Source organism: Pseudomonas sp. W5-01, from assembly GCF_046540435.1.
In the GTDB taxonomy this organism is placed as follows: Bacteria; Pseudomonadota; Gammaproteobacteria; order Pseudomonadales; family Pseudomonadaceae; genus Aquipseudomonas; species Aquipseudomonas graminis_B.
Genome location: NZ_JAXCIP010000002.1, coordinates 381,859 through 408,210 on the forward strand (window position 1 = coordinate 381,859; position 26,352 = coordinate 408,210).

At 61.1% G+C, this 26,352-nt stretch carries 25 protein-coding genes; 15 read left to right on the forward strand and 10 right to left on the reverse strand.

Annotated features, from left to right (window positions below):
- The first annotated feature begins 250 nt into the window (after positions 1–250).
- Positions 251–1,159: a lipid kinase YegS gene (yegS, locus tag SLW75_RS07060; RefSeq protein WP_065988588.1), complete on the forward strand. Its 909-nt coding sequence runs from the start codon at positions 251–253 to the stop codon at positions 1,157–1,159.
- Between the two features lie 47 nt (positions 1,160–1,206).
- On the opposite strand, the gene SLW75_RS07065 is transcribed toward yegS, so the two are convergent.
- The 3 genes from SLW75_RS07065 to SLW75_RS07075 form a co-directional block, all read right to left on the reverse strand.
- The gene (locus SLW75_RS07065) at positions 1,207–1,869 is read right to left on the reverse strand and encodes a response regulator transcription factor (protein ID WP_192130172.1); all 663 of its coding nucleotides are present in this window, start codon (positions 1,867–1,869) and stop codon (positions 1,207–1,209) included.
- Entirely contained in the window at positions 1,866–2,702 is an 837-nt protein-coding gene (locus SLW75_RS07070) for a sensor histidine kinase (protein WP_244160343.1), read from the reverse strand. The genes SLW75_RS07065 and SLW75_RS07070 overlap by 4 nt, the downstream gene beginning before the upstream one ends.
- Positions 2,703–3,060: 358 nt before the next feature.
- Positions 3,061–3,564, reverse strand: a complete 504-nt coding sequence (locus tag SLW75_RS07075) for a hypothetical protein (RefSeq protein ID WP_410934020.1) — start codon at positions 3,562–3,564, stop codon at positions 3,061–3,063.
- A gap of 552 nt (positions 3,565–4,116) precedes the next feature.
- Here SLW75_RS07075 and SLW75_RS07080 point away from each other — a divergent pair.
- Both SLW75_RS07080 and SLW75_RS07085 read left to right on the forward strand, forming a co-directional pair.
- Entirely contained in the window at positions 4,117–5,043 is a 927-nt protein-coding gene (locus SLW75_RS07080; protein WP_065988584.1) for a chemotaxis protein CheV, read from the forward strand.
- 117 nt (positions 5,044–5,160) lie between these two features.
- The gene (locus SLW75_RS07085; RefSeq protein WP_410934021.1) at positions 5,161–5,967 is read left to right on the forward strand and encodes an MOSC domain-containing protein; all 807 of its coding nucleotides are present in this window, start codon (positions 5,161–5,163) and stop codon (positions 5,965–5,967) included.
- Between the two features lie 169 nt (positions 5,968–6,136).
- Here the strand turns inward: SLW75_RS07085 and SLW75_RS07090 are convergent, their stop codons facing one another.
- Complete coding sequence (locus SLW75_RS07090; RefSeq protein ID WP_410934022.1) at positions 6,137–8,065, reverse strand: transglycosylase SLT domain-containing protein; 1,929 nt, start codon at positions 8,063–8,065, stop codon at positions 6,137–6,139.
- Between the two features lie 213 nt (positions 8,066–8,278).
- Between SLW75_RS07090 and SLW75_RS07095 the strand changes: the two genes are divergently transcribed.
- A complete protein-coding gene (locus SLW75_RS07095) occupies positions 8,279–10,189 on the forward strand; it encodes an ATP-binding cassette domain-containing protein (RefSeq protein ID WP_282371897.1) in 1,911 nt (636 codons plus the stop codon).
- 69 nt (positions 10,190–10,258) lie between these two features.
- Here the strand turns inward: SLW75_RS07095 and SLW75_RS07100 are convergent, their stop codons facing one another.
- Positions 10,259–10,702 (reverse strand): universal stress protein, encoded by a 444-nt coding sequence (locus tag SLW75_RS07100; RefSeq protein ID WP_192130178.1) that lies wholly within the window; start codon positions 10,700–10,702, stop codon positions 10,259–10,261.
- A gap of 110 nt (positions 10,703–10,812) precedes the next feature.
- On the opposite strand from SLW75_RS07100, the gene SLW75_RS07105 reads away from it, so the two are divergent.
- Positions 10,813–11,250 (forward strand): hypothetical protein, encoded by a 438-nt coding sequence (locus SLW75_RS07105; protein ID WP_410934023.1) that lies wholly within the window; start codon positions 10,813–10,815, stop codon positions 11,248–11,250.
- A 179-nt stretch (positions 11,251–11,429) separates the two neighbouring features.
- Here SLW75_RS07105 and SLW75_RS07110 read toward each other — a convergent pair whose 3' ends face one another.
- The gene (locus tag SLW75_RS07110) at positions 11,430–11,804 is read right to left on the reverse strand and encodes a hypothetical protein (RefSeq protein WP_410934024.1); all 375 of its coding nucleotides are present in this window, start codon (positions 11,802–11,804) and stop codon (positions 11,430–11,432) included.
- Between the two features lie 17 nt (positions 11,805–11,821).
- Between SLW75_RS07110 and fadB the strand changes: the two genes are divergently transcribed.
- The 6 genes from fadB (at position 11,822) to SLW75_RS07140 (ending at position 19,204) form a co-directional block, all read left to right on the forward strand.
- Positions 11,822–13,969, forward strand: a complete 2,148-nt coding sequence (gene fadB, locus SLW75_RS07115) for a fatty acid oxidation complex subunit alpha FadB (RefSeq protein ID WP_192130181.1) — start codon at positions 11,822–11,824, stop codon at positions 13,967–13,969.
- 23 nt (positions 13,970–13,992) lie between these two features.
- Positions 13,993–15,168: an acetyl-CoA C-acyltransferase FadA gene (gene fadA / locus SLW75_RS07120; RefSeq protein ID WP_065988577.1), complete on the forward strand. Its 1,176-nt coding sequence runs from the start codon at positions 13,993–13,995 to the stop codon at positions 15,166–15,168.
- Positions 15,169–15,270: 102 nt separating this feature from the next.
- Positions 15,271–15,507, forward strand: a complete 237-nt coding sequence (locus SLW75_RS07125) for a DUF1653 domain-containing protein (RefSeq protein ID WP_065988576.1) — start codon at positions 15,271–15,273, stop codon at positions 15,505–15,507.
- 110 nt (positions 15,508–15,617) lie between these two features.
- Positions 15,618–18,221 (forward strand): type I DNA topoisomerase, encoded by a 2,604-nt coding sequence (gene topA / locus SLW75_RS07130; RefSeq protein ID WP_065988575.1) that lies wholly within the window; start codon positions 15,618–15,620, stop codon positions 18,219–18,221.
- 149 nt (positions 18,222–18,370) lie between these two features.
- Positions 18,371–18,892 carry a DUF6586 family protein gene (locus SLW75_RS07135; protein WP_065988574.1) on the forward strand — a complete coding sequence of 174 codons (522 nt, stop codon included), beginning with the start codon at positions 18,371–18,373 and terminating at the stop codon, positions 18,890–18,892.
- A gap of 75 nt (positions 18,893–18,967) precedes the next feature.
- Positions 18,968–19,204, forward strand: a complete 237-nt coding sequence (locus SLW75_RS07140) for a hypothetical protein (protein ID WP_065988573.1) — start codon at positions 18,968–18,970, stop codon at positions 19,202–19,204.
- 98 nt (positions 19,205–19,302) lie between these two features.
- Here SLW75_RS07140 and sulA read toward each other — a convergent pair whose 3' ends face one another.
- Positions 19,303–19,806: an SOS-induced cell division inhibitor SulA gene (gene sulA, locus SLW75_RS07145; RefSeq protein WP_065988572.1), complete on the reverse strand. Its 504-nt coding sequence runs from the start codon at positions 19,804–19,806 to the stop codon at positions 19,303–19,305.
- Positions 19,807–19,817: 11 nt separating this feature from the next.
- Positions 19,818–20,426 carry a transcriptional repressor LexA gene (gene lexA, locus SLW75_RS07150; protein WP_065988571.1) on the reverse strand — a complete coding sequence of 203 codons (609 nt, stop codon included), beginning with the start codon at positions 20,424–20,426 and terminating at the stop codon, positions 19,818–19,820.
- Between the two features lie 228 nt (positions 20,427–20,654).
- Between lexA and SLW75_RS07155 the strand changes: the two genes are divergently transcribed.
- The 3 genes from SLW75_RS07155 to SLW75_RS07165 all read left to right on the forward strand — a co-directional run bounded on the left by SLW75_RS07155 (position 20,655) and on the right by SLW75_RS07165 (position 23,222).
- The gene (locus SLW75_RS07155) at positions 20,655–21,365 is read left to right on the forward strand and encodes a TetR family transcriptional regulator (protein ID WP_410934025.1); all 711 of its coding nucleotides are present in this window, start codon (positions 20,655–20,657) and stop codon (positions 21,363–21,365) included.
- 105 nt (positions 21,366–21,470) lie between these two features.
- Complete coding sequence (gene nagZ, locus SLW75_RS07160; protein ID WP_410934368.1) at positions 21,471–22,472, forward strand: beta-N-acetylhexosaminidase; 1,002 nt, start codon at positions 21,471–21,473, stop codon at positions 22,470–22,472.
- Between the two features lie 9 nt (positions 22,473–22,481).
- Positions 22,482–23,222, forward strand: a complete 741-nt coding sequence (locus SLW75_RS07165) for an S-methyl-5'-thioinosine phosphorylase (RefSeq protein ID WP_065988568.1) — start codon at positions 22,482–22,484, stop codon at positions 23,220–23,222.
- Between the two features lie 390 nt (positions 23,223–23,612).
- On the opposite strand, the gene SLW75_RS07170 is transcribed toward SLW75_RS07165, so the two are convergent.
- Together SLW75_RS07170 and SLW75_RS07175 are read right to left on the reverse strand one after the other, a co-directional pair.
- Entirely contained in the window at positions 23,613–23,837 is a 225-nt protein-coding gene (locus SLW75_RS07170) for a DUF6555 family protein (RefSeq protein WP_037011182.1), read from the reverse strand.
- Between the two features lie 260 nt (positions 23,838–24,097).
- On the reverse strand, positions 24,098–25,240 hold the full coding sequence (locus SLW75_RS07175) for an aldose epimerase family protein (RefSeq protein WP_065988567.1): 1,143 nt from the start codon (positions 25,238–25,240) through the stop codon (positions 24,098–24,100).
- A gap of 359 nt (positions 25,241–25,599) precedes the next feature.
- Here SLW75_RS07175 and SLW75_RS07180 point away from each other — a divergent pair, with 359 nt between their 5' ends.
- Entirely contained in the window at positions 25,600–26,310 is a 711-nt protein-coding gene (locus SLW75_RS07180) for a FadR/GntR family transcriptional regulator (protein ID WP_192130186.1), read from the forward strand.
- Positions 26,311–26,352 lie beyond the last annotated feature (42 nt).

Below are 26,352 nucleotides of genomic sequence, written 5' to 3' on the forward strand. Positions count from 1 at the left end.
CCGAATGCGCTCTGGCAGTGGCAGCATCGGGGCGCAGGGCAGAGAAGGAGCAGCCTTGTCTAAGTCCCTGCCGCGCAAGGCTTTTTGCCATCACTGGGCTCTCGACCTGCCATTTCACGGCTGTCCGGAGGTATTTAAAACGTCTCTCATCCGGGACGCTGGCTCAAAAGATTTTTCCCCCACGGGCTTTTTTTGCAGCGGGCGCGGTCAACACATCACGCATCAATTCGTACAGGTAGAAGGAAGGGATATGACAGCGCGCAGGGCATTACTGATTCTTCACGGCAAGCAGGCGCTCAACGAGGATGTCCGCGAGGCGGTGGAGCGCAAGCGCAAACATGGCTGGGAACTGGACGTGCGCGTGACCTGGGAAGCGGGGGATGCCCAGCGCCTGGTACGTGAGGGGCTGGAGGCCGGTCATCGGCACATCATCGCCGGTGGCGGCGATGGCACGCTGCGGGACGTGGCGGAGGCGCTGGCGCTGTCTGAAGTCGACGCCAGCCTGGTGATCATGCCGCTGGGCACCGCCAACGACTTCGCCCGTTCGGCGGGCGTGCCGCTGGAACCCGATCAGGCCCTCGACCTGCTGGACGTGCCGGCGCGCCCGGTCGACATGGGGGCCGTGGGCGGGCAAATGTTCCTCAACATGGCCACCGGCGGGTTTGGCAGCCAGGTCACCGCCAACACCTCCGAAGACCTCAAAAAAATCCTCGGCGGTGCGGCCTATCTGTTCACCGGCCTCACACGTTTCAGTGAGTTGAAGGCCGCCTACGGCGAATTCAACGGCCCGGACTTTCACTGGAAGGGCGAGATGCTGGCGCTGGGGATCGGCAACGGTCGTCAGGCGGGCGGTGGCCATCCGTTGTGCCCGGAAGCCCTGGCCGATGACGGGCTGCTGGACATCAGCATTCTGCCAGCGCCCCAGGAGGTGGTGAGCACCCTGAAGAGCCTGCTCGAAGGCGGTCTGGGCCTCGACAACATGTTCGTTCGGGCGCGGCTGCCGTGGGTGGAGCTCAAGTCGGCGCAGGGGCTGAATATCAACCTCGACGGCGAACCCCTGAGCGGCGAAGCAAACCGTTTCGAGGCGCGAGCGGGTGCGTTGCGCGTTCACCTGCCGTCGCATTCGCCGCTGCTGGGGCAGACGCGACAGCTCGCCTGAGCCTTGAAATGTCGGATGAGCCGCGCACGCGTGCTCATCCGGCGCCGTCAGTCATCCAGGCTGATGATTCGCTCCCTCACACAGAACAGCACCAGCCCGGGCACGTCATAGATGTGCAGCCGCTTCATGATTTGCGCGCGATGGGTTTCCACCGTTTTGACGCTCAGGCCGAGGCCGGCAGCGATCTCGCGGGTGGAGGTACCCCGCACGACCAGCCGCAGGATTTCCAGCTGCCGCGCGGTGAGGTTGTGGTTCTCGGCGGGTTCGGCAGGCGCGATTTGGCTGCTGACCAGCGCCTGGCTGATGACCGTGTGAGCGATGGCCGGGCTCAGGTAGCGTTCGCCATCGCGCAGGGCGTTCAGCGCGTGCTCGATCTCGCTGGCGGTCGCATCCTTGAGAAGATAGCCGTGGGCGCCGCTGGCCAGCGCGCCCATGATCAGGCACGGCTCGGTGTGCATCGACAGAATCAGCACCCTGCTGTGCGGAAGCGTCCGGCGCAGGCGTTGCAGGGCCTCCAGACCGTCGCTGTCGCCCATGGAGATGTCGAGCAAAATGATGTCGGGTTTCAGCTGCAGGCTCATTTCCAGCAACTGATGGCCGTCGCTGGCCTCACCAATGACTGCGTAACCCGGAATGTCTGACACCAGCGCGCGAACACCGGCGCGGATCAGCGCGTGATCATCCACCAGCAGCACGTTGCAGACCCTCACGGCTTGCTGCCATTGGCGCGTCCGCGAACACGCGGCGCCCACGGAAACAATGCCTGAATGGAGGTGCCTTGTCCGGGCTCGCTTGCGACGCTCAATTCACCGCCCAACAGGCTCGCGCGCTCCGCCATGCCGGCCATACCGCGCTGTCCCTGTCCAGCGGGGCTCAGCGCCGGGGCGAACCCGAGGCCATCATCGCGAATGCTCAGCGACAACCCTTCCGGACGACGCTGCAGTTGCACGCGCAGGTTTTTTGCCTGGGCGTGGCGCAGCATGTTGGTGACGGCCTCCTGGGTAATCCGGAAGGCCGCCACGGCGATTTCTTCGGGAATACCGTCCAGGCGCTGCTGGCATTCCAGGCTCCACTGCACGGACGTGGCCGACAGCGTGCGCAGCAAATGCGCGCGCAGGCTGGCTTCCAGTCCCAGGCTGGTCAACTGGCGGGGGTTGAGGATGGCGGACACGTCGCGAACCTTCGCCAGGGTTTCATCGAGGGTGTTGATGAGCGTTGTGCACTGCGCGTGCAATGCCTGCGGCGCGCGGCGCTGAAGCCAGTCACTCTGCATTTTTGCCGCCGTGAGCATCTGGCCGATGTCATCGTGCAGCTCGCGGCTCAGACGATGCCGCTCGGTTTCCTGAACCTGCAGCATGTGCTCGGCCAGTTCCCTGGGCTGAAACTGAATGGTCCGGTTCGGGCGGGTCAGGCTGTAGCAGAGGCCGGCAAACGCCAGCCCGTTGATAAGCGCCAACCCCAGCGGCAGCGCGCCGCTCGCCAGATACGCGACCACATTGCAGCCCGTGGTCGCCAGGCCGAGCAAGGCTGCCCAGCGAATCATGCTGCCGGGGTTCATCCGATGAACGCCACGTAATTTCCTGCTGCCATGCATAGCGAATGAAGCCATCGATAATGGATGTCTACACCTGACGGATCTGTCAGGCCATTTGAACGAGCACTGCGAACAACCCAATGCTGAACTTCCTGTGTAGGGGTATAGCGCGTCCAGACGACTGTTCGAATGGACCGAAAAAGCGCTGCTTCAAGCGTCCCTTCGAGCGCGCCGATAGTACCTTAATTGTCGGTTTTATTGAGGGCTGAGGTTGAGCACTGATTGACACCCATCACAACGCCGAGGGTCCGTTCAGCCAGCTTTTCAAGTGCGGGACGGGCGTGCGATGGGCGCTATCAGCAGCAATTCATGGCGCTTCACGGTGATCGGCACGCTCGGGTGCGAGCCCGTCGTACTTCCCGCCACTGACCGTCCAGCCCGGGTTGACGGCGACGTTTTGCGCCCGCGTGCCGGCCCCGCACTGGCAGGCGAATGCGTCCAGCAAATCGCGCTGCTCGCAGTCGTCAAGCGCCAGCGATCCAGTGTGGGGGTCGATGAGCTCAAGCTGCCAGGCCATCAGCTCGAAACAACATTTGAGGGTGTGCAATGCCTTTGGCTGCAATTGCCCGGCAGCGTGGGCGAAGTAAAGGAGGTAACGCAACTGGCGGGCGAAATCACAGACGGTTTCAACGCCATGGGTGTCTGCCTCGCCGGCAATCTGTTGCAGTGTGGTGAGCAGGCATTCCATCGCGTCACGATCATCGCTGATCAATTCCAGATGGCTGAGGCATTCATCGGCGCGGCACATGAGTGTCTGGGTGTCGCTGAGAAACTCTGCATGCAACTGCTGCCATTCATTGCCGTTCAGCATGTGCAATCTCCACTCTTCTCAAATGGCGACGTCAGGTCGCGTGGGGCGAGTGGCCCAAAGTTAATGTTGAAGGCACTGGAAAGTCTGTAGGGCGTTTCTGATTGTTGCGAATGGTCGGGCAGGGCGGGGCAATCGGCATGAGCGCGTCGGACGATCATCTGCCCACAGGGCTCGCGAGAACGGTCCGTTGCAAGGCGGCCGGCCACTGAGGGGGATACTTCCGCGAGCGCAACCGCATGCCTGACTCCATTCATTTACGAGAAGGGCGTCACAGTAATGGCTATTGGGAAGGCCGAATATCGGGTTCGCCCCGATTGCCCTTAAGGGTTACCCCTACTCGCGGTGTCGCTCTGCAGCAGGTCGTCATCGGGCCGCGCGTCTGAAAGCCACGCCGTTCGCCGGTCTGCCAGCGCTCGGGTCTGTCGACGGGCTTTTGGTGATGTTAATGTGACATCAATTGCGCCGTGCGCATTCTATTCCGATTAAGGTCTGTCATGGGGCTGCCGATAAAGGGTAGGCGGACTTACTTGAACCCTGCTCCAGGAGCAACAGATGGCTGGCATTCTCGACACAGTAGACCAACGTACACAGCTGGTAGGTGAGAACCGCCTGGAAATCCTCATGTTCCGCCTGGCTGGCCGGCAGTTGTTCGCGATCAACGTATTCAAGGTTCAGGAAGTCCTGCAACTGCCCAAGCTGACGCTGATGCCCCAGCGTCATCCGTTCGTGTGCGGCGTGGTCAACCTGCGCGGCCAGACCCTGCCGGTCATCGACCTGTCCCAGGCCATCGGCATGCGCCCGTTGGTGCCGGGCCCTTCGAGCACGATCATCGTGACCGAATACAACCGCTCGGTTCAGGCCTTTCTGGTGGGCGGCGTCGACCGCATCGTCAACATGAACTGGGAGGCGATCCTGCCACCACCGACCAGCGCCGGGCGTCAGCACTACCTGACCGCCATCAGCAAGGTCGATGACCAGTTGGTGGAGATCATCGACGTGGAGAAAGTTCTCGCCGAGATAGTGCCGTACAGCGCAAAGGTCTCCCGCGACAAGCTGGAAGATCCGGTCCTCACCCGCGCCATTGGCCGCGAAGTGCTGCTGGTGGACGACTCCAACGTGGCGCTCTCGCAGTTGCGTGACACTTTGGGTCAGCTCGGCGTGAAAATGCACGTCGCCCGTGACGGGTTGAAAGCCCTGAACATGCTCAAGGGCTGGGCGGACACCGGCGAAGTGATGACCGACAAGCTGCTTATGGTGTTTACCGACGCCGAGATGCCGGAAATGGACGGCTACCGCCTGACCACGGAAATCCGCAACGACCCCCGCCTGCGCGGCCTCTATGTGGTGCTGCATACCTCGCTGTCCGGCAGCTTCAACGAGTCCATGGTCAAGAAGGTCGGCTGCGATAATTTCCTCTCCAAATTCCAGCCGGACAAGCTGGTCGATGTGGTCCGCGAGCGGCTCATGCTCGACAACTGATCCGGTTCTGTTTCAAGCCCCTTGCTGTATGGAGGGGCTTTTTTGCATCTGTACCGCTTGGTTTTCCGGCGTCTCGTATAGAGTGGTGGCTTTCCGCTCTGGCATAAGGACGCGTACATGTTTCACCTCAGCGCACTGTATCGGTACCCCCTCAAATCCTGCATGGCCGAGCCGTTGCAGCAGGCCAGTTTCGATGAGTTGGGCATGAGTGGTGATCGCCGCTGGATGCTGGTGGATGAGGCCACCGGGCGCTTTTACAGCCAGCGTGTGCTGCCGCAGATGTCGCAGCTGTCGGTGCTGTGGCAGGGCGATGGCGTGACGTTGTCGGCCCCCGGTCTGGGCAGTCTGAATGTGCCGGTGCCAGCCGATGAAGAGGCCAATCTGCGCGGCATCACGATCTGGCGCGACAGTTTTCGTGTGCCGGACGCGGGCGAAGACGCGGCGCGTTGGGTCAGTGCCCTGGTGGGCAAGCCGACACGGCTGGTGCATGTGCCGAAGGCCCGCGCTCGCGGGTTGCCTTCCGGTTACGGGGCGATCGAAGACAAGGTCGGGTTTGCTGACGGTTTCCCGCTGCTGTTGATCGGCCAGTCCTCGCTGGATGATTTATCGCAGAAGGTCGGCCGCCCGCTGGAGATGCTGCGGTTTCGCCCGAATCTGGTTGTCACTGGCTCCGAGGCGTTTGCGGAGGATGGCTGGAAGCGGATTCGAATTGGCGGCGTTGAATTGCGGGTGTTAAAGCCCTGCTCGCGCTGCATTCTGACGACGATAGATCCGGCAACCGGTGAACGTAGCGCCGACCGCGAACCGATGACGACGCTGAAGACGTATCGGGAGCGGGAGGGTCAGATCTGGTTTGGGCAGAACCTGGTGAGTAATGGACCGGGGCAGGTCGAGGTGGGGATGGAGGTTGAGGTGCTGGAGTAGTTGAGCGCTTGCTCTTAAGCTTTCCCGGCTAAAGCCGGTCCTACAAAATGCACTCGATTCGCACTGTAGGACCGGCTTTAGCCGGGAAGAGGCCGGCAGTCACGCCGCGAATCTCCGCCGTGCAGCCCGATGTCTTCCCGGCTAAAGCCGGTCCTACGACCGCGCAGCCTTACAAATCATCAAAGAACCGTTCATGCCAGTCCACCAGCGGCTGCGGCGAGTTGAGCTTCTGGCCGTAGATCACCGCGTAAGACAGCACGTTCTGCACGTACTGACGGGTCTCGTCGAACGGAATGCTCTCGACCCAGACGTCGAAGGCCAGGTGGTTGGCGCCCCTCAGCCACTGACGGACACGTCCCGGGCCTGCGTTATACGCCGCCGAAGCCAGCACCCGGTTGCCATTGAACTGCGCATGGACCTGGCTCAGGTACGCGGCGCCGAGCTGGATGTTCTTGTCCGGATCGAGCACCTGCGCCGGCGAGGCCAGCGGAATACTGAATTTGCGTGCGGTCTCTTTGGCCGTCGCAGGCATCAGTTGCATCAAGCCTGCGGCACCGACGCCGGAGCGGGCGTCGTCCATGAACGCGCTTTCCTGTCGAGTGATCGCAAATACCCAGCTTGAATGCAGCCCGCGAACCTGCGCTTCACGCACCAGGGTGTCGCGGTGGGCCATCGGGAAACGAATGTCGAGGTCGTCCCAGTACTGCGCCTGGCTGATGGTGCGAATCGCCGGGAAGTACCAGTGCATGTCGTACGCCAGTTTGGCCTGGGCAACCATTTCGTCCCGGCTGAAGCGACGGGTGACGTGGTACCACTCGCGGCGACCGTCGACGATCTGCCCGCGATCGTAGAACTCCAGCGCGCGGCGCACACCCGGGGTGTTGCGCACCTTGGTCATCAGCGCCTGACTCATCGCCAACGGCTTGTTATTAAGCATGTACGGCGTCTGGGTGCGGTCGGCGGCGAGGAAACCGTAGAAATCACGCTCCTTCGCGACCGCCTTGTACAGCCCCGGCAGCAGTGGGCTGTTGGGCTGGGCCAGTTCCAGGGAGCGGGCCTGCCAGTAACGCCAGCGGTTGGTGGTCGCCAGGTCCTGGGGCAGGCGACGGGTCAGCTCGTACGCGTCACTCCAGCGGCCCAGCCGCAGCAACAGGCGCAGGCGCCATTCGGTGACGGTGTTGTCGCGCAGGTCCGGGTCGTACTTGGTCATGACCTCAAGGGCACGGCCGTCGTAACTGCGGGCGAGGGTCAGGCCGATTTCCTTGGCGATCTGCACCTGTTCTTCATGGGAGAAATGCAGCACCGGCGCGTAACTGTCGAGCAGTTCCATGGCCCGCTGCGGGTCCTGCTTGGCGAGGCGACGCAGGCCCAGCCCGACCACATCGGACATGGCCTCGTCGGCCGGCATGAACTGGCCCTGGTTGTTGACCATTTCCGGCTTCTGCGCCACGGCGATCAGCAAACGGCCTTGGGGCGCGAGGGTGGTCATGCTGTTGACCAGTTGATTGGCCAGCGCGTAGTTGCGCCCCTGGGCGGCGAGCTTGGCACGCTGCCAGCGTTTCTGCTCGGTCAGCTGCCCTTCGACCGCCCACTGGGTGAAGAACGTGTCGCAGGCTGCCGGCAGCGTCTTGCCCGTCATCCAGGTCTTCTCGGCGTTGGCATAGCCTTCTGAGCGCTGGTTATGGCTGAGCTGATAGGAGCCGTACAGGCAGTCGAGTTCGACGAAATTCAGCTTGGGGTCGTAATACTTGACGAAGGGCTGCCAGTCACCGCGCGAGGCCAGCAGTCGCAGCCAACGCAGCTTCATATAGTTGGCTTGAGGCAGGTCGCCATGCTCGGCGAAGAATTTTTCGACTTCCTCGTCACTCGCGCTGTTCAGGCGTGCGGTGAGTTCGTCGTAGGCCAGATACGGCTCGAGGGGGTAATCCGCCAGCGCGGCGGCATAGGTGCGATAAGGGCCGCCGTCGCCCTTGGCCAAAGCGCGTTTGGCTTCATCGTAATACTGACGCTGGGTGGTGAGATCGACCGCGTGGACGGACTGGGCAGCGGTGGCCGACAGAAGCAAGCAGGACAAAAGGCTGAAGAAACGACTGCGCATGAGACTTCCGTTCAGATGCATCGTGAAAAGTGCGGCTAGCTTAGCCTGTTGCCCGCGCGGGTTGAAGCGCTGCCTCGCCCGTCGTGATGGATGGAAACAAACCCGGCCTACAATCGGCCGGCCACCGGGTGCGGACGACGTCCTGTCATCGATTAGCCGCCCCTCTGCCGGGTTATCTCAGGTAGAATGCGCGCCCGGTTTTTGGAGAAGCTCATGACCCTGCTCAAATTCAGCGATGTGTCCCTTGCGTTCGGCGCCATGCCGTTGTTGGACAAGGTGTCCTGGCAGATCGCCCGTGGTGAGCGGGTCTGCATCATTGGCCGTAACGGCACGGGCAAGTCCAGCATGTTGAAGCTCGTCAAAGGCATTCAGATGCCCGACGACGGCAATGTCTGGCGCGCCCCCGGCCTGAAGATCGGCGAGCTCCCCCAGGAGTTGCCGGTCGCTGACGGCCGTACCGTGTTTGACGTGGTGGCCGAAGGCCTGGACGGCGTGGGCGAGCTGCTCGCTCAGTACCACCACCTGAGCCAGAACATCGTCACTGCCGAAGACCTCGACAAGCTGATGCACGTGCAGTCGGACCTCGAAGCCCGTGACGGCTGGCGCCTGCAGCAGTTGGTGGACAGCACCCTCAGCCGTCTGCAACTGCCGGCCGACAAGACCCTCGCCGAACTGTCCGGTGGCTGGCGTCGTCGCGTGTTGCTGGCCCAGGCGCTGGTGTCCGAGCCTGATCTGCTGATGCTCGACGAACCGACCAACCACCTCGACATCGGCGCGATTGCCTGGCTCGAAGAAGCCTTGAAGGAATTCCAGGGCGCGGTGTTGTTCATCACCCACGACCGGTCCTTCCTGCAGAACCTCGCGACCCGCATTCTGGAGCTCGACCGTGGCGGCCTGATCGACTGGGATGGCGACTACGCCAGCTTCCTGGTGCACAAGGAAGCCATGCTCGCGGCGGAAGAAACCGCCAACGCGCTGTTCGACAAGCGTCTGGCCCAGGAAGAAGTGTGGATTCGTCAGGGCATCAAGGCCCGTCGTACCCGTAACGAAGGCCGCGTACGCGCCCTGAAGGCATTGCGCGTCGAGCGCAGCGACCGCCGCGAACGCACCGGCAAGGCCAACATTCAGCTCGACACCGCAGACAAATCCGGCAAGCAGGTGATGGTGCTCGACAACGTCAGCTTCGCTCACCCGGGCGGCCCGATGCTGATCAAGGACTTCTCCATGGTCCTGCAGCGCGAAGACCGTATCGGTCTGCTCGGCGCCAACGGCACCGGCAAGACCACGCTGCTCAAGCTGATGCTCGACAACCTCCAGCCCACCAGTGGCAAGGTGGAAGTCGGCACCCGTCTGGACGTCGCCTACTTCGACCAGTTGCGTCACCAGCTCGATCTGGAAAAGACCGTGATCGATAACGTCGCCGAAGGGCGCGACTTCATCGACATCGACGGCCAGAGCCGTCACGTCCTCAGCTACCTGGGCGATTTCCTGTTCAGCCCGCAGCGGGCGCGGACGCCAGTCAAGGCATTGTCGGGCGGTGAGCGGGCGCGTCTGCTGCTTGCCAAACTGTTCAGCAAACCGGCCAACTTGCTGGTGCTCGACGAACCGACCAACGACCTGGACGTCGAGACCCTCGAGCTCCTTGAAGAAGTGCTGCTGACCTTCAAGGGCACGGTGCTGATGGTCAGCCACGACCGGGCATTCCTCGATAACGTCGTCACCAGCACCCTGGTGTTCGAAGGCGAGGGCAAGGTCCGCGAGTTCGTTGGTGGTTATCAGGACTGGATTCGTCAGGGCGGCTCACCGCGTCTGCTGGGCGTCACCGACAGCAAGTCCGGCAAGTCCGAGCTGGCCACTGCCGTGGTTCAGGCAGCACCCGTCGCGGCGGCCGAAATGCCGGTCGCGAAAAAGAAGCTCAGCTATAAGCTGCAACGCGAGCTGGAAGCGCTGCCCGCACAGATCGACGCTGTTGAAGCGCAAATGGCTGCGCTCACTGCCGAGATGGCCGAGGCCGGTTTCTATCAGCGTCCTGCAGAGCAAACCACTGCCGTGATGGCGCAGCTGGAAAGCCTGCAAGGCGAACTGGACGGGCTGCTTGAGCGTTGGGCCGAGCTGGACGAGTGATCGGTCACCTGCGGCCATAAAAAAGCCCGGTCCTTTTTCAAGGGCCGGGCTTTTGTTTGCGGGCCTGAATCAGTCGACGCGCTTGACCAGTCGCACAGCCAGTACGTCGCACGGTGCGCCGTGCAGCACGTCATTGGCGGTTGAACCGAGCAGCAGCGACAGACCGTGTCGGCCATGGCTGCCGACAACGATCAGGTCGACCTGGTGCTCCTTCGCCAGGTTGTGGATTTCCTGACGCGGCTGGCCATAGGTGAGATGGCTGTCGCCGGTTTTGACGTCAGGGTATTTGCGTTTCAGCGCTTCCAGCTTTTCCTTGGCCTGATCGAACTGCTGTTGTTGCAGCTGCGACAGGTCCATGGGGACATCGCCACCGAAGGCCATGGCCATGGGTTCGACGATGTGCACCAGCGAAAGCTTGGAGCCGCCGGCCAATGCCAGCGCCATGGCTTTTTTGATCACCGGATCGCACTCTTCAGTGAGGTCCACGGCTACCAGAATATGTACATAGGACATGGGGTTTTCCTTCTGAGGTTTGCGATGGTTTTGATTATGGCTCTTTTCACGCGCCTCTGGCACGCCGATGTGGTCCGCCCGCCGCTTGCCGCCGCGGGGGGCGTACAAATATGACGGTGTGGATCGTTCTGTCAATCATCGCGGTGGTTTTAAGTCCGATGGTCTGGCTGCGCCCGTCGCGCTCCCAGAGCGGCAGAATGGCCATGCGCATGCAGGCGCGTCGAATGGGGCTGGCCATGCAGTTGATCCCCCAGGAGTGGCCGCACTGGTTGCCGACCGAGCCGCCGAGCCCGTGCCCGCAGTATCACCGGCCTCGTACCGCACGTGCGCCCGATGTCTGGGTGTACTGGCAGATGGAACCGGGCGTGTGGCTTAACCAGTGGCGCGAGCCGTGTGAAGATCCGCGGCTGCTTGAGCAGTTCATGACGCTGCCGGCAGACGTCTACAAGGTGGAAGCGGGCAAGCAGCTGATTGCCCTGTACTGGGCCGAGCGTGGCGAACCCGAAGTGTTGCAGCACATTGCAGCGGTGCTGAAGGCCCTGGCGTAATCCGCCCCGATGCCCGAATCGCGGGCATTAAAAAGCCCGATAACAACATCGGGCCGGGGTTGGCCAGGCAGGCCGTAATTCCTGTGCGGTGCGGTGCAATGCCGCGACCGGGGTCACCTATCGCTTGGTGGCGACGCTTAAATGACCCGTCTTGATGCGCAGTGCGCTGAATGTAGACCTTAATGGTGCATTTGTCTGCTGCCCTGCTGCTTTTTATTCCCTCCGTGCCAAGCTTCTCCACGCGCCAGCGCTTGATCAGCGGCTTTCGCCACCAAGGCAATCATTACCTTGAATGGGCCCGTATCAGGCGCGCTTTTTACCTGCGATTTGCCTGTTTTGCCCGCTGTCTGCTGAATTGACAATTGCTGGAATATGGCAGAAGGTAGCCGCACCCAAATCAAACGGGCGTATGAATTGAGCGTTTGCCGTAGGAATGCTCTGACAGACGCTCGAATCGCGTCGACGGGGTGACTGGCGTTTGGTGTTTCGCCTCGACGGCAACGTCGTGCATAGCGCCGGATCTCAGCGTCTGATGCGTATTGTTCAGCTTCCATATCGTGGAGATCAGTTGATGATTTACGAAGGTAAAGCCATCACGGTTAAGGCTCTTGAAAGTGGCATCGTCGAACTGCAGTTCGACCTCAAGGGTGAGTCCGTCAACAAGTTCAATCGTCTCACCCTCAACGACCTCAGTCAGGCCATCGAAGCCATCAAGGCCGACAGCTCGATCAAGGGCGTCATCGTCACCAGCGGCAAGGACGTGTTCATCGTCGGCGCCGACATCACCGAATTCGTCGATAACTTCAAGCTGCCGGACGCTGAACTCGTCGCCGGCAACCTCGAAGCCAACAAGATTTTCAGCGCCTTCGAAGACCTCAACGTACCGACCCTCGCGGCCATCAACGGCATCGCGCTGGGCGGCGGTCTGGAGATGTGCCTGGCCGCTGACTTCCGCGTCATGTCCGCCACCGCCAAGGTCGGCTTGCCAGAAGTCAAACTCGGCATCTACCCGGGCTTCGGCGGTACAGTCCGTTTGCCACGTCTGATCGGTGTCGATAACGCCGTCGAGTGGATCGCGTCCGGCAAAGACAACAGCGCCGAAGACGCACTGAAAGTGGGCGCCGTCGATGCAGTGGTCGCCCCGGGCAAACTGCAGGAAGCTGCTCTGGACCTGATCAAACGCGCCATCTCCGGCGAGTTCGACTTCAAGGCCAAGCGTCAGCCGAAGCTGGACAAGCTCAAGCTCAACGCCATTGAGCAAATGATGGCCTTTGAAACAGCCAAGGGTTTCGTGGCAGGCCAGGCCGGCCCGAACTACCCGGCTCCGGTCGAAGCGATCAAGACCATCCAGAAAGCCGCCAATTTCGGTCGCGACAAAGCGCTGGAAGTGGAAGCGGCCGGTTTCGTGAAGATGGCCAAGACCTCGGCCGCCGCGAGCCTGATCGGCCTGTTCCTGAACGATCAGGAGCTGAAAAAGAAAGCCAAGGTCTACGACGAAGTGGCCAAGGACGTGAAGCAGGCCGCCGTACTGGGCGCCGGCATCATGGGCGGCGGCATCGCCTATCAGTCGGCGGTCAAAGGCACGCCGATCCTGATGAAGGACATCCGTGAAGAAGCCATCGCACTGGGCCTGGGCGAAGCATCGAAGCTGCTGGGCAAGCGCGTCGAAAAAGGCCGTCTGACCTCCGCGAAGATGGCCGAAGCGCTCAACGCGATTCGTCCTACGCTGTCCTACGGCGATTTCGGCACCGTCGACCTCGTCGTCGAAGCCGTGGTCGAGAATCCGAAGGTCAAGCAAGCCGTGCTGGCCGAAGTGGAAGGGCAGGTGGGTGAAGACACCATTCTCGCTTCCAACACCTCGACGATCTCCATCAGCTTGCTGGCCAAGGCCCTCAAGCGTCCGGAAAACTTCGTCGGCATGCACTTCTTCAACCCGGTGCACATGATGCCGCTGGTCGAAGTCATCCGTGGCGAGAAGTCCAGCGAAGTCGCCGTGGCGACCACCGTGGCCTACGCCAAGAAAATGGGCAAGAACCCGATCGTGGTCAACGACTGCCCGGGCTTTTTGGTCAATCGCATCCTGTTCCCGTACTTCGGCGGTTTCGCCAAGCTGGTCAGCGCCGGTGTCGACTTCGTGCGCATCGACAAGGTCATGGAAAAATTCGGCTGGCCAATGGGCCCGGCGTACCTGATGGACGTGGTCGGCATCGACACCGGCCACCACGGTCGCGACGTCATGGCTGAAGGTTTCCCGGACCGCATGAAGGACGATCGCCGCACCGCTGTCGACGCCTTGTACGACGCCAATCGCCTGGGCCAGAAGAATGGCAAGGGCTTCTACGTCTACGAGACCGACAAGCAGGGCAAGCCGAAGAAAGTGGTCGACGCTTCCGTGCTGGAAGTGCTCAAGCCAGTGATCTACGAGCAGCGTGAAGTCAGCGACGAAGACATCATCAACTGGATGATGATCCCGCTCTGCCTTGAAACCGTGCGTTGCCTGGAAGACGGCATCGTCGACACGGCGGCCGAGGCCGACATGGGCCTGATCTACGGCATCGGCTTCCCTCCGTTCCGCGGTGGCGCGCTGCGCTACATCGATTCGATCGGTGTTGCTGAATTCGTCGCCCTGGCTGACCAATACGCTGATCTGGGCGCTCTGTACCACCCCACTGCGAAGCTGCGTGAAATGGCCAAGACCGGCCAGCGCTTCTTCGGCTAAGTGCCCAACGAACAGGTGAAGATATGAGCTTGAATCCGAGAGACGTCGTGATTGTCGACTTCGGTCGCACACCGATGGGCCGCTCCAAGGGTGGCATGCACCGCAATACCCGCGCCGAAGACATGTCGGCGCACCTGATCAGCAAATTGCTGGAACGCAACAACAAGGTTGACCCGGCGGAAGTCGAGGACGTGATCTGGGGCTGCGTCAACCAGACCCTGGAGCAGGGCTGGAACATCGCGCGCATGGCGTCGCTGATGACCCAGATTCCGCACACCTCCGCAGCACAGACGGTCAGCCGTCTGTGTGGTTCGTCCATGAGCGCGCTGCACACGGCGGCGCAGGCCATCATGAGCAACAACGGTGACGTCTTCGTCATCGGCGGTGTCGAGCACATGGGCCACGTCGGCATGATGCACGGTGTCGACCCGAACCCGCACATGTCGCTGTACGCCGCCAAAGCCTCCGGCATGATGGGCCTGACCGCCGAAATGCTGGGCAAGATGCACGGCATCACCCGTGAGGCGCAGGATGCGTTCGGTGTGCGTTCCCACAGACTCGCGCAGAAGGCCACGCTGGAAGGGAAATTCAAGGACGAAATCATCCCGATGCAGGGCTACGACGAGAACGGTTTCCTGAAGATATTCGACTACGACGAGACCATTCGTCCGGAGACGACGCTGGAAAGCCTGGCGGCCCTCAAGCCTGCGTTCAACCCGAAAGGCGGTACGGTCACGGCCGGCACCTCGTCCCAAATCACCGACGGTGCGTCGTGCATGATCGTGATGTCCGGCCAGCGCGCCATGGACCTCGGCATCCAGCCCCTGGCGGTGATCCGCTCGATGGCAGTGGCCGGTGTCGACCCTGCAATCATGGGCTACGGACCGGTTCCGGCGACGCAGAAAGCGCTCAAGCGCGCCGGGCTGAGCATCGCCGATATCGACTACTTCGAGCTTAACGAAGCGTTCGCTGCGCAGGCCCTGCCGGTGCTGAAAGATCTGAAAGTGCTCGACAAGATGGACGAGAAGGTTAACCTGCACGGCGGCGCCATCGCCTTGGGTCACCCGTTCGGTTGCTCGGGGGCGCGGATTTCCGGCACCTTGCTCAACGTGATGAAGCAGAATGGCGGCACCCTGGGTGTTGCCACCATGTGCATCGGTCTGGGTCAGGGCATCACCACCGTATTCGAACGCGTCTAAACGGTGTCAGTGTGCGAGCCGGGGCCTGGTGCCCCGGCTTTTGTTTTTTTCCGGAAATGTATTTTCGCCATTTTTTTTCTTGTCACACCCGAGGTTCCCCGCATGCCGCTACAGCCAGGTCTCTACCGTCACTACAAAGGCCCTGAATACCGTGTTATCGGTGTCGCGCGGCATTCGGAGACCGAAGAAGAAGTGGTGTGCTATCAGGCGCTGTACGGCGAATACGGCCTGTGGGTACGCCCTTTGAGCATGTTTCTGCAGTCAGTTGAGGTTGACGGCGAGCAAGTGCCGCGCTTTGCTTTGGTCCAGGCCGAACCGGATCTTTTTCCCCGGCCCTGAGGCGGGACCTCGCAGCAGCCATTGCTTGACCTCACCTTTCAGCCACTATATATAGCGGGGCCTCGACGGCTCTGACGTCTTTTTTACTCGCATTAGGAATTTTCCGATCCATGGGCAAATCGCTGGTCATTGTGGAATCCCCGGCTAAGGCCAAGACCATCAACAAGTACCTGGGCAACCAGTACGTGGTGAAGTCGAGTATCGGCCATATCCGAGACCTGCCCACCAGCGGTTCGGCTAGCGCCTCCAAAGAGCCTGCTGCCAAGCGCGGCAAGGCCGTGGCCGAAGCGCCCGTCCTGTCGCCCAAGGAAAAGGCCAAGCGCCAGCTCGTGGCGCGCATGGGTGTCGATCCGGATCACGGCTGGAAGGCCAAGTACGAAATCCTTCCCGGCAAGGAGAAGGTGATCGACGAATTGCGCCGCCTGGCCAAAGACGCCGACACCATCTATCTCGCGACGGACTTGGACCGCGAAGGGGAAGCCATTGCCTGGCACCTGCGCGAAGCCATTGGCGGCGACGATTCGCGCTACAAGCGTGTGGTCTTCAACGAGATCACCAAAAAAGCCATTCAGGAAGCCTTCTCGAAGCCGGGCGAGCTCGATATCGACCGCGTGAATGCGCAGCAGGCACGCCGTTTCCTCGACCGCGTCGTCGGTTACATGGTGTCGCCGCTGCTGTGGCAGAAGATCGCTCGCGGTCTGTCGGCCGGCCGTGTGCAGTCCGTGGCAGTGAAGCTGGTGGTGGAGCGCGAGCGTGAAATCCGTGCGTTCAACCCGGAAGAGTACTGGGAGATCCACGCAGACCTCGGCACCGCCAAGGGCGCCAACGTTCGCTTCGAAGTCGCTCGCGAGAAAGGCGAAGCCTTCAAGCCGCTGAATGAAGCGACCGCCATGGCGGCGCTGGAGAAGCTCAAGGCTTCGGCCTACAGCATCAGCAAGCGTGAGGACAAACCGACCAGCAGCAAGCCGTCGGCGCCCTTCATCACGTCCACGCTGCAACAGGCTGCGAGCAACCGCCTGGGCTACGGCGTGAAGAAAACCATGATGATGGCCCAGCGTCTGTACGAAGCCGGTTACATCACCTACATGCGTACGGACTCGACCAACCTGTCGGCTGACGCTGTGGCCATGGCCCGCACCTACATCGAAACCGAGTTCGGCAAGAAGTACCTGCCGGAATCGCCGATTGTCTACAGCAGCAAGGAAGGCGCGCAAGAGGCTCACGAAGCGATTCGTCCCTCCGACGTCAACACGCACCCGAGCAAGCTGACCGGCATGGAACGCGACGCCGAGCGTCTGTACGAGCTGATCTGGCGCCAGTTCGTGGCCTGCCAGATGCCGCCTGCGCAATACCTGTCGACCACTGTCAGCGTCGCGGCTGGCGATTTCGAGCTGCGCGCCAAGGGCCGCATCCTGAAGTTCGACGGCTACACCCGCGTGCTGCCGCAAATGAGCAAGCCGGGCGATGATGACGTACTGCCGGACATGGCCCAGGGCGACAAGCTGAAGCTGATCAAGCTCGACCCGAGCCAGCATTTCACCAAGCCGCCTGCGCGTTACTCGGAAGCGAGCCTGGTCAAGGAAATGGAAAAACGCGGCATCGGTCGTCCATCGACCTACGCGGCGATCATTTCGACGATTCAGGACCGTGGTTACGTGGCCCTGCACAACCGTCGTTTCTATTCCGAAAAGATGGGCGATATCGTCACCGAGCGTTTGTCCGAAAGCTTCTCGAACCTGATGGACTACGGCTTTACCGCCGGCATGGAAGAAAACCTCGACGACGTGGCCCACGGGCAGCGCGACTGGAAGAACGTCCTCGACGAGTTCTACGGTGACTTCAAGAAGAAACTCGAAGTGGCCGAAGCACCCGACAGCGGCATGCGCGCCAACCAGCCGGTGATGACTGACATCCCGTGCAAGGTCTGCGGCCGCCCGATGCAGATTCGTACCGCGTCCACCGGCGTGTTCCTCGGCTGCTCGGGCTACAGCCTGCCGCCGAAAGAGCGCTGCAAGGCCACGGTCAACCTCACGCCGGGCGACGAAATCGCCGACGACGATGAGGGCGAGTCCGAATCCCGCGTACTGCGTGGCAAGCATCGCTGCCCGATCTGCAGCACCGCGATGGATGCGTACCTGCTAGATGAGAAGCACAAGCTGCACATCTGCGGCAACAACCCGGATTGCTCGGGTTACGAGATCGAAGAGGGCACGTACCGCATCAAGGGCTACGAGGGCCCGAGCGTCGAGTGCGACAAGTGCGGCGGCGAAATGCAGCTCAAGACCGGCCGTTTCGGCAAGTTCTTCGGCTGCACCAACTGCAAGAACACCCGCAAGCTGCTGAAAAGCGGTGAAGCCGCACCGCCGAAGATGGACCCGGTGAAGATGCCGGAGCTCAAATGCGACAAGGTCGACGACACCTACATCCTGCGCGACGGTGCTTCCGGGTTGTTCCTGGCGGCCAGCCAGTTCCCGAAAAACCGCGAGACCCGTGCACCCCTGGTCATGGAAATTGCGCCGCACAAGGACGAGATCGATCCTAAGTACCACTTCTTGTGCGAAGCGCCAAAGAAGGACCCCGATGGTCGTCCGGCAGTGATCCGCTACAGCCGCAAATCCAAGGAGCAGTACGTGCAGACCGAAGTGGAGGGCAAGCCTACTGGCTGGCGTGCTTTTTACGACGGCGGCAAGTGGAAGGTCGAGGACAAGCGTTGATCGTTTGATCTCGATCCGACTGGTCAGCCCCGACGCTTTGCGTTAAAAGAATCCCTCGGCGTGCTCTTGCGCTCCGAGGGATTTTTTTGTCTGCGGTTGACCGGCCGCAGGCGCGTTGCGATTCACTCATCTCTACAGAGGCCGCTGTCATGGCTCACGAACTCTATACCCGCACCAATCAGAAGATTTTCTTTGCAGGTCTCGCCCTGGAAGCGATGGCCAAGGCCAGAGACAGTCGCGCCATGAACGCCCAAGGGCTTGAGCAGGCCGAGCGTGAGTCCGCGATCTTTCATTTGTATGGTGCGTTGCTGGGGCTGTGCCATGAAATCGCCGGCTACTACCGGCTGCCGCAGGCCAGTACGCCGCGTGCAGAGGACCTGCTGTCACCGAAGGTACTGGAAGCCATCGCCATTCCGGAAATGGGCGAATTGGTCGAGCTCGCCCACAACCGCGAAACGTGGCTGGCGCAGTTGCTGGCTTCGTACCGTGCGCTGTTTATGCCGCCCAGCGCGCCGCGAAAGCCGAAAGGCGATGTCACGCAGCCTTTGATCATTTCAGTGGGCGCCGAAGAAGAGCCTGAGCAGCCATTGACGCGGGAAGAGATGGAGAGCTGGCGTCAGCAGATCAAAAGCCTGGCCATCCGGTTCAGAGAAGGCCTGAGCGAGTGCTGATACGGAGTGATCGATGGGCTAGGGGCTGAGTCGTCTGGCTGTTACAATGCCGGCCTTTCGTGGAGAACTGCTCTGATGCCAACTTCGTTTCTGGAAATTGTTGAACTGCCTGACGGCCGCATCGAACTGCGCCGCGCTGAAGACGAAGGGTCCCTCGTCACGCTGAATTTCTCCGAAGACGCCAAGGCGTTTTTGCAGGGTCAACACGTTGAGGTCGCCAAGGCGATGCTCAGCGTGGGTGTGCAGATGGCAGGTCGGCTGGCCGAAGGTGAGTTGACCAAGGATGAAGACGGGCCGCGCGTCCTGCATTGATCCTCGGAATCTGCCGGTCGCTCACACGCTATCCCGCTTCTCGATCCTCAAGAAGCGCCTACATGCTCTAAATACCCTGAATAGTGCTGCCGACGTGATCAGCCCAGCCGAATGTTGAGGCTCTGCGCGTCGCCGATACGTGCTGCGCTTGCCAGTTGCTGGCGCGCATTGCCCGAGATCGGATTGATCCAGCTGACCACCGTATGGCTGCGGCCCAGGCGCAAGACTTCACGGGTCAGTTCCAGCGCACTCTGGGTTCCTCGCGGGTGCATCAGAATAATACGTTCCCGATTCAAACCGGCGTCACGCAGCCAAGCCTGGGTCACACTGGCAGGCGGTGCCACCAGCGTCAGCCAGCGATCATTGGTGTCCTGGCTCAGCTCACGCAGAATCGGCGCCAGCAAGTTGAGGCAGTTCCCGGCAGCGCCGCGCAAAGACAATTCACTGAAGACTTCCGGCTCGTTGCTCCAGGGCGACTCGGCAATCTCTGCCAGCGTCGGGACCTGCAGCAGCGGGACGTCGAGCATGGGCAGGCCGGGCGCCATGAATGCTTCGAACAGTGGCAGTTGTGCATGTTGTTGCGGTGTCTGTGGGAGCTGCATCTACGTTCTCCTTATCGACGTATCACGCCGACGCTCAAGCCTTCAATGACAAGATCCTGATCTTTGAGATTCACTTCGATCGGTGCGAAGTCGGCGTTCTCGGCCAGCAGCCAGACCTTGTTGCCCTCACGCTTGAAGCGTTTGACCGTGACTTCGTCGCCGATTCGCGCCACTACGATCTGGCCGTTGCGCGCTTCGCGGGTGGTGTGGACGGCCAGCAGGTCGCCGTCGAGAATGCCGACATCTTTCATGCTCATCCCGTGTACCCGCAGCAGGTAATCTGCACTCGGGTGAAAGAAGGCCGGGTTGATGGCGAGGGATTCTTCGATGTGTTGCTGGGCCAGGATCGGCGCACCCGCTGCGACGCGGCCAATGATCGGCAGGCCGCTGTCATCGGGTTTGGCTTCGAAGCCGGGAATGCGAATACCGCGGGAAGCGCCCGGGGTCATTTCGATGGCGCCTTTGCGCGCGAGTGCTTTCAAGTGCTCTTCGGCAGCGTTGGGCGATTTGAAGCCCAGCTCCTGAGCGATCTCGGCGCGGGTCGGCGGGTAGCCGTTGTCTTCCAGGCAGCGCTTGATGAAGTCCAGAATCTCGGCTTGGCGTGACGTCAGTTTGATCATGTGCATCGCTCTGGCTTTTTATACAGTGACTGGGATTATATACAGTGCTTGGGTCTTGGCAATGATCCTTTTCGCGACGTCTGTAATCACCCCGTGCCATGAATGGCTACAGGCCCCGGTTTGTATGGTTAAATGCCCGTGACTGACCGGACGGAAAGCGACGCTCAGGGTTGACAGTGCCGTGTATGAAACGTATGTTTCAAACACGTGTTTGTCAGGCGTTGAACCATGGCTCAGTCGGAAACAGTTGAACGAATTCTCGATGCAGCGGAGCAGCTGTTTGCCGAGAAGGGTTTTGCCGAAACCTCGTTGCGGCTCATCACCAGCAAGGCGTCAGTCAATCTGGCAGCGGTGAACTACCACTTCGGTTCAAAGAAGGCCCTCATCCAGGCGGTATTCTCCCGCTTCCTCGGGCCGTTCTGCGTCAGTCTCGACCGCGAGCTGGAACGCCGTCAGGCCAAGCCTGAACACAAACCCACCCTTGAAGAGTTGCTGGAAATCCTCGTCGAACAAGCGCTGGTGGTTCAGCCGCGCAGCAACAACGACCTGTCCATCTTCATGCGCCTGCTGGGCCTCGCGTTCAGTCAGAGCCAGGGTCACTTGCGCCGTTACCTCGAAGACATGTACGGCAAGGTGTTCCGTCGTTACATGCTGCTGGTCAATGAAGCCGCACCGCGCATTCCCCCCATCGAGCTGTTCTGGCGGGTCCACTTCATGCTGGGCGCTGCCGCGTTCAGCATGTCCGGTATCAAAGCACTGCGGGCCATTGCCGAGACCGATTTCGGCGTCAACACGTCCATCGAGCAGGTCATGCGCCTCATGGTGCCGTTCCTGGCGGCCGGTATGCGCGCTGAATCGGGCGTCACCGACAACGCCATGCTCACCGCGCAACTGCGCCCCCGGATCAAAACCTCGACGCCGATGCCTGCCAAGGTCTGAGGCCCGCCACTGGCTGGCGATGGCGGAATTTGCATCACATCCTTCGATCCCTCACCATGCCGGCCTGAGCATTGGTAGTTGAAGGATCTTCCTATGAGTTCTGGCCTGCAAGGCTCCCTGATGGTTGATGTCGCCGGTACCTGGCTGACCTCCGAAGACCGTCAGTTTCTGCGTCAGCCCGAAGTGGGCGGCCTGATCATTTTCGCGCGCAACATCGAAAGTCCACGGCAGGTCCGTGAACTCTGCGCGTCCATTCGTGCCATTCGTCCCGAATTGCTGCTCGCTGTCGATCAAGAGGGCGGACGGGTGCAGCGCTTGCGCCAGGGGTTTGTGCGACTGCCGCCGATGCGCGCCATTGCGGCTCATCCGGATGCCGACAGCCTCGCCGAGCATTGCGGCTGGCTGATGGCAACCGAAGTGCTGGCGGTGGGGCTGGACCTCAGCTTTGCGCCGGTGCTGGATCTGGACTATCAACGCAGTGCGGTGGTCGGCACCCGGTCATTCGAAGGCGACCCCGAGCGGGCTGCCATGCTGGCGGGCGCTTTTATCCGTGGCATGAACGCGGCGGGCATGGCCGCCACGGGCAAGCATTTTCCCGGGCATGGCTGGGCCGAGGCTGACTCTCACGTGGCCATCCCCCATGACGAGCGCAGTCTGGAAACCATCCGCGCCAATGACCTGGTGCCCTTTCAGCGCTTGAGCAAACACCTGGCCGCAGTCATGCCTGCCCACGTGATCTATCCCCAGGTCGATTCGCAACCGGCGGGCTTTTCCCGCCGCTGGCTGCAGGACATCCTGCGTGGCGAGCTGGGCTTCGATGGCGTGATCTTCAGCGATGACCTGTCGATGGCCGGCGCCCATGTTGTCGGTGATGCTGCCAGCCGCATCGAGGCAGCGCTTGGCGCAGGCTGTGACATGGGATTGGTCTGCAACGACCGGGCGGCGGCTGAGCTCGCGTTGAGCGCGGCGCAGCGCATGAAAGTCTCGCCTCCTGCGGCGCGACTTCACAGAATGCGCGGCCAGGGCATGGCGTCCACCGAATACCGGCAGCACCCCAGCTGGCTGGCGGCGCTGAGTGCCCTGCGCGCTGCTCAACTGATCGAATAAGGAATCCCCATGACTGTTTACGCAATTATCGGCGGCACCGGCCTGACCCAGCTTGACGGGCTGACGATTCGTCAGTCCCTGTCAGTGAATACCCCGTACGGCACGCCGTCGGGCGATATCCATCTGGGCGAATACGCCGGCCGCGAGGTGATGTTTCTGGCGCGTCACGGGCACCCGCACCGCTTTCCGCCGCACAAGGTCAACTACCGCGCCAACATCTGGGCCCTGAAGCAGGCCGGGGCCGAGGCGATTCTGGCGGTCAACGCCGTCGGCGGGATTCATCCCGACATGGGCACCGGCCATTTCTGCGTGCCCCATGATCTGGTGGACTACACCAGCGGTCGCGAACATACGTTCTTTGCCGATGACCTGGAGCACGTGACCCACATCGATTTCAGTTTCCCCTACAGCGCGCCACTGCGGGCTCGACTGATTGCAGCACTGGCCGCTGAAGGGTGCGCCCATAGCGACTTCGGCGTGTACGCCTGCACCCAGGGCCCGCGCCTGGAATCCGTGGCCGAGATCGCGCGTCTGGAGCGCGACGGCTGTGACATCGTCGGCATGACCGGCATGCCGGAAGCGGCCCTGGCCCGTGAGCTCGAACTGGAATACGCCTGCCTGGCGCTGGTGGTGAATCCGGCCGCCGGCAAGTCGGCAGCGGTCATTACGATGGCGGAAATCGAGCAGGCGCTGCACGACGGGATTGGCAAGGTCAAGGCCACACTGGCAAGGGTGCTCAGCGCCGCTTGAAGCAGGCTGTCGTCGGGATGGACAGGCTCTTTTTTAGAAAGCTGGCTACGCTGGAGAGGGCAATAAAGTCAACGCCATTTCGTTGAAAAAGTTGTCCACGGAAAGCGTGAATATCTCTGTGGATAAGTTTCTGTAAGCCTGTAGTTGCAAGGCTTTAGCTGCAATGGTCGTTTAATGATCAGGTTTGCTAATGGCGTCGATGGGGCGAGTTAATCGTCAGAATTCTCTTCGGATCAGGCTTGGACTGAGCGGGTTAACGCGGGGGAGGGATGGGCCGACGGTATGCCCGGCAGGACGACGACAATGACGCCCTGCCAAGGCAGATTCCCGTAGGGAGCAATCAGGTGGTTAAGCGAACAGGTTAGCGGGTAAGAAGTCCTGATCAGCTGATCAGGACTCGGCCCACTCAACATCGGTCAAACCCAGTTGCTCGGCTTTTGGCTTGGTCACTTTAGGGACTCGGTCCGAGCGGTATTTTGGAATCTGACCGAACCCGGCATCCACCGAGGCCCAGTGCCAGGCCGACGCGTTGTCCATGGCTTCGGCGCTGATGTAAAAGCTTTTGTAACTGCCGTGCAGCAGATAATCGATTCTGAAATGCTTGTACTGTGCCACGCTTGCAAACCTCCCTATCAGTCACTCTCTTTGTAACTGAGTCGTCACCGCCGGGAAAATTCACTCGAAATTACCGTTCTAAGCCAAACGGTTAGCTTTAGTACAGAACGGTGAGCGAACCGTCGGCCACCCTCACAAATGGATGGCAAACCCCCGGTGTTGAGCGGTTTCAGCGGCGCCATGGCGGCATGAAGCAGGACGCGATGCGGCGGGGACGACGATGAAAGCCGTCCTGCCGCACCTTTTTTACACTCAAATGGTTACTTGTTCAGGAATTTGAACACAGTGGTCTGAGTGTAAGACTTGCCCGGGTCCAGGCGAGTGGAAGGGAAGGCTGGCTGATTGGGCGAGTCCGGGTAGTGCTGGGTTTCCAGGGTGAATGCGCCCCAGTGCGGGTAGATCTTGCCGCCTTTGCCTTTGACGGTGCCGTCGAGGAAGTTGCCTGTGTACAGCTGAACGCCAGGCTCGGTGGTGAATAGCTGCAAACGGCGACCGGACTTCGGATCGACCACGTCCGCTGCCAGATTCGACAGCTTGCCCTTGGTGTCGAGCACCCAGTTGTGGTCGTAGCCGCCCTGCGTGGCTTCGGCGAACTTGAGCTGCACGTTGTCTTCACGGATGCGCTTGCCGAAGGCGACAGGCTTGAGGAAGTCCAGCGGTGTGCCCGCCACAGGCGCCAGCTCACCCGTCGGGATCAGCGTCTCGTTCACCGGCGTATAGCGTGCTGCGTGCACCACGGCCACCTGGTCGAGGATGTCACCGTTGCCAGCGCCGGCCAGGTTGAAGTAGCTGTGGTTGGTAAGGTTGAGCACGGTCGGCTTGTCAGTTGTGGCGTGGTACTGAATGCGCAACTCGTTCTTGTCGTTCAGGCTGTAGGTGACTTCGGTTTTCAATGTCCCGGGGAAACCCATCTCGCCATCGACGGAGACATAGGTCAGCTTGACCCCGACCGAGCCTTTGTCCTTGACCTCTTCTGCCTTCCAGATCTGCTTGTCGAAGCCTTTCGGGCCGCCATGCAGGGAATTGGTCTTGTCGTTCAGCGGCACCTGATAGCTCTTGCCATCCAGGGAGAACTTGCCGCCGGCCAGGCGATTGCCGAAGCGGCCGATGGTGGCGCCGAAAAACGCGGTGCCTTTGACGTAGCCGTCCACGTCATCGAAGCCCAGGACCACGTCCTCAGCCTTGCCGTGCTTGTCCGGTACCAGCAGCGACTGCAGCGTGCCGCCGTAAGTGATCACGGTCGCCTGCATGCCCTGGCTGTTGCGCAGGGTGTATTTCTCGACCGGGGTGCCATCGGCGAGTTTGCCGAACGCACCGTGTTCGGTGGTCAGTCCGGCGGCGTGCACTTGCAGGGCGGCGGCCATCAGCGACAGGCCTAGGGCAGGTATGAGCGTCTTTCTCATTGCGTTGATCCTTTCTTCTTATGGGAGGTAGTTATGAGCATGTTGCTGTGGACGTTGTCGCGGGTACCGCTCAGGGCAGCATCCTTGTTGCTCAGGATGCTGCGGCCCGTCGCCACCGAAGAAGGCGCAGCTACGGCTGATTGGTCATACTATTTGAGCCGGTCGGCCCTGATATTTCGAGTTATAGATCAAAAGCACTCGCTTTAAAAATAAATTGTAATACTATTTGGCGAAAGGCCGTGTCGGTTACGACCCGGGAAGGTCTAGCCCAGGATTGGCCGTCTGTACAGGCGTTTGACTCCTAATCGTATGATCATTAGCCTCGATTTGCGGAACACAACGCAGACAGGGGCGGATCAATGAGCAGCAGTTTTCACGCGTCGACGGTAGACCGTCTGGGAGCCTGGATTGCTCAAGGCAATGTAACGCCGGGCCAGTCGCTGAAGGTTGAAGCGGCATTGGGTGAAGAATTCGGGGTCAGCCGTACGGTGATTCGCGAAGCCATCAAAACACTGGTGGCCAAAGGGTTGCTGGAGGTCGGGCCCAAAGTGGGTACGCGGGTCATGCCGGTACGCAGCTGGAATCTGTTCGACCCACAAGTGGTGGGCTGGTTGGCGGCCAAAGGCCTGCCCCAAAGTTTTGTGCTGGACCTGCTGGATTTGAGGCGCGCCATAGAACCGATGGCGGTGCGTTGGGCCTGCGAAAGGGCGACACCGGAGCAGATTGCCGGGATTCACGCGGCCTATGCGCGGCTTGCAGCCAGCGTCGCGGACCCGAGTGATTACAACGCTGCGGACCAACGTTTCCATGAAGCGGTGCTGGCGGCGAGTCATAACCAGTTCATCGAGCAGATGTTGCCGGCACTGGGTGCCTTGCTGGCGATCTCGTTCGAAGTGTCGTCGGGGGTGCCCGGAGAGCTCGGCAGAACCTTGCCGCTGCATAAGGATCTGGCGGATGCCATCGCCAACCGGGATTCGGCGCGGGGTGTCTGGGCTTGCATGAGCCTGATTGAAAACGCGGGTGAAGTGATTGCGCGTTCACGGGAACAACCGCTGGCGCGCGAGTCTTGAACAGGCCAGTTTGACGTTCGACAGGTGAGCTTTTTGAGTGGC